Annotated in this window: 2 protein-coding genes; one reads left to right on the top strand and one right to left on the bottom strand. The window is 36.1% G+C overall.

Going from position 1 to position 2,139, the window contains the following annotated elements:
* The first annotated feature begins 73 nt into the window (after positions 1 to 73).
* Positions 74 to 907: a helix-turn-helix domain-containing protein gene (locus ACTQXY_RS15330; protein ID WP_441660194.1), complete on the top strand. Its 834-nt coding sequence runs from the start codon at positions 74 to 76 to the stop codon at positions 905 to 907.
* Positions 908 to 1,229: 322 nt separating this feature from the next.
* Here the strand turns inward: ACTQXY_RS15330 and ACTQXY_RS15325 are convergent, their stop codons facing one another.
* Positions 1,230 to 1,805: a hypothetical protein gene (locus tag ACTQXY_RS15325; protein ID WP_441660193.1), complete on the bottom strand. Its 576-nt coding sequence runs from the start codon at positions 1,803 to 1,805 to the stop codon at positions 1,230 to 1,232.
* Positions 1,806 to 2,139: the final 334 nt, after the last annotated feature.

Genomic DNA, 2,139 nt, shown 5'->3' with positions numbered 1-2,139 from the left:
TAACTTATTATAATTTTACCCTTACATTTATCCTTATCTTGTGTTATGATGAGAACAGAAACGAGGTGTGCATATGTTTGTCAATAAAGAAGCTGTAGGGAAACGGATTTTACAGATACGCAAGAAATACGGTTACAGTATGCAGAAGTTTGGGGAAATCATAGACAATGCCCCGAAAGGCTCTGTAAACAGTTGGGAAAAGGGAGTGAATCTCCCCAATGAGAAACGCTTGAAGCAGATTGCCACGTTGGGAAATATGACGCTTAATGAACTTCTGTATGGTTCATTCAAAGAATATGTAGATATGCTCATTACAGAAAAACTGGGGATTGAACTGCCGGAAGAATTTACAAAAACTTTTTATACTCTTTTAGAGCAGAAAGGCTTTACCTACGGGGATGATATCGAGATTGTCCGGCTTGTGAACGGCTTTCTGACTTATCATAACCTCACAACGAAAGAAACCGCCATTTTCTATCAACCTACCGTATACTCCGTCGATTATTTTGACGGTATCATACAAAAGGCTGATTCTTCCGTTCTGGTCTGCCGGGCATATGCAGATAAAGCAAACAACATCTTACATATCATTCCGGCTTTTGAGAATGAACAGACAGAAGAAGTAACATACTTCTTTCATGCACTGGAAAACATAACTGTTCCACACAACAATAATTACTTCACTTCCGGCTTTCTGACACTCGGACTGGCATTGAGAGATTCTAAGGTGATTGTCTATGGAATTGACGAGGAACAGGGAACAGCACAGGTTATCCCTTACGAATATGATTGCGAATCAGACGCTTATATCCAGAATAAACATCTGGCATATATCAGACAAGAGAACTTTCTTCGAGAAGCCACGAAAGAAGCGGTCTATCGGAAAATGCAATCCGACCAGAAATGACCCATAGAACAGACAAGAGGACTTGCAAGGTTTGTGACCTTTCAAGTCCTCTTATGTATCATGGTGCTATTGGCTGTGTCCGTTCCGTAAAGGACTGCCCTACGGCGTATCGGCTTCGCCTTGTTCCTTTACCTCACTATTCTTTCTGAACATAAACACATTTGCTATTTCCGCAATAATATTGCAAATAAAACAATTAGAACTAATATAATTGCCAAAAGAATAAATCTTATTTCATCGTGACATCCTAATCCAATCCACTGCAATACTATTATTAACACAAAAACTAATAATGCCCAATGGTTTCTTTTCATTTTCATTTCTAATAAGTTATTCTTACATCATCTACCACATAATCATACATTGGATCTCCATACATATTTCCTCTATTCACACAATGTGTATCAAATTTAAAATATGCTACGGATTTACCCGAATTAAGGAATGATTTTAAATGACTGACGTAAGCACTCTCTCCACCAATAAAATTAAGAATTACAGAAATACCAAGTCCAATTGCTGCACCAACAGGAGTTCCACCTAAAACAGCTAAGAGTAAAGTCCCTAAAGATTTAGTTGCACCCTCTCCCATATTTATTGCATTAAGTGCCGCTTCTGCCTGACTTCTTGTCATTGAATATGAAAAAGTCTTATTTTTTACAGTACAGTGTCCAATTCCACCACCCATTCGTGTTTCTTGAGCAGGAACTATATATAACTCTCCATCTTCATAAATTATAGTATAACTACCATTGGATAAGTCAACCTCTTCTTTACTGCAAGTACCCTCCGAATTGGCATTTCGATTATATTTTTCACTAGCGAAAGCTACCGTTGACATCGAAAATACTAAAACCATTGATAAAATAATTGCTACACAACGTTTAATCTTTTTCATGATTTTCCCCCTTTCTTGAGGAATTTAAAATTTATAGATGATTTAAAAAGAATGCGCATACTTTTATATGTATTTAATATATAGTACGATTTTCGAAAATAAAAGACTTGTTTTCAATTATTTTTTCTGTTATTTTAAAAATATGGGGCTTTTTTTATATTTTTAAGTTTCTCTAACAAACTTTTTTACCGTCCTTTGGACAGTTTTGGGACAGCCCAATGTAATTAAATATAACAAACTATGAAACGGTTAATTTTAAAAAAGCCCGTATTTCCGGGCTTTACAGCACTTTGTAACACGATATAAACCAGTCCGATAATCCCTCATTCCTTTA

This window comes from Faecalimonas sp. LCP19S3_D12 (assembly GCF_052121495.1).
In the GTDB taxonomy this organism is placed as follows: domain Bacteria; phylum Bacillota; class Clostridia; order Lachnospirales; family Lachnospiraceae; genus Faecalimonas.
The sequence above is the reverse complement of the archived record's forward strand: the minus strand, read 5'-3'. Positions and strand labels throughout refer to the sequence as shown.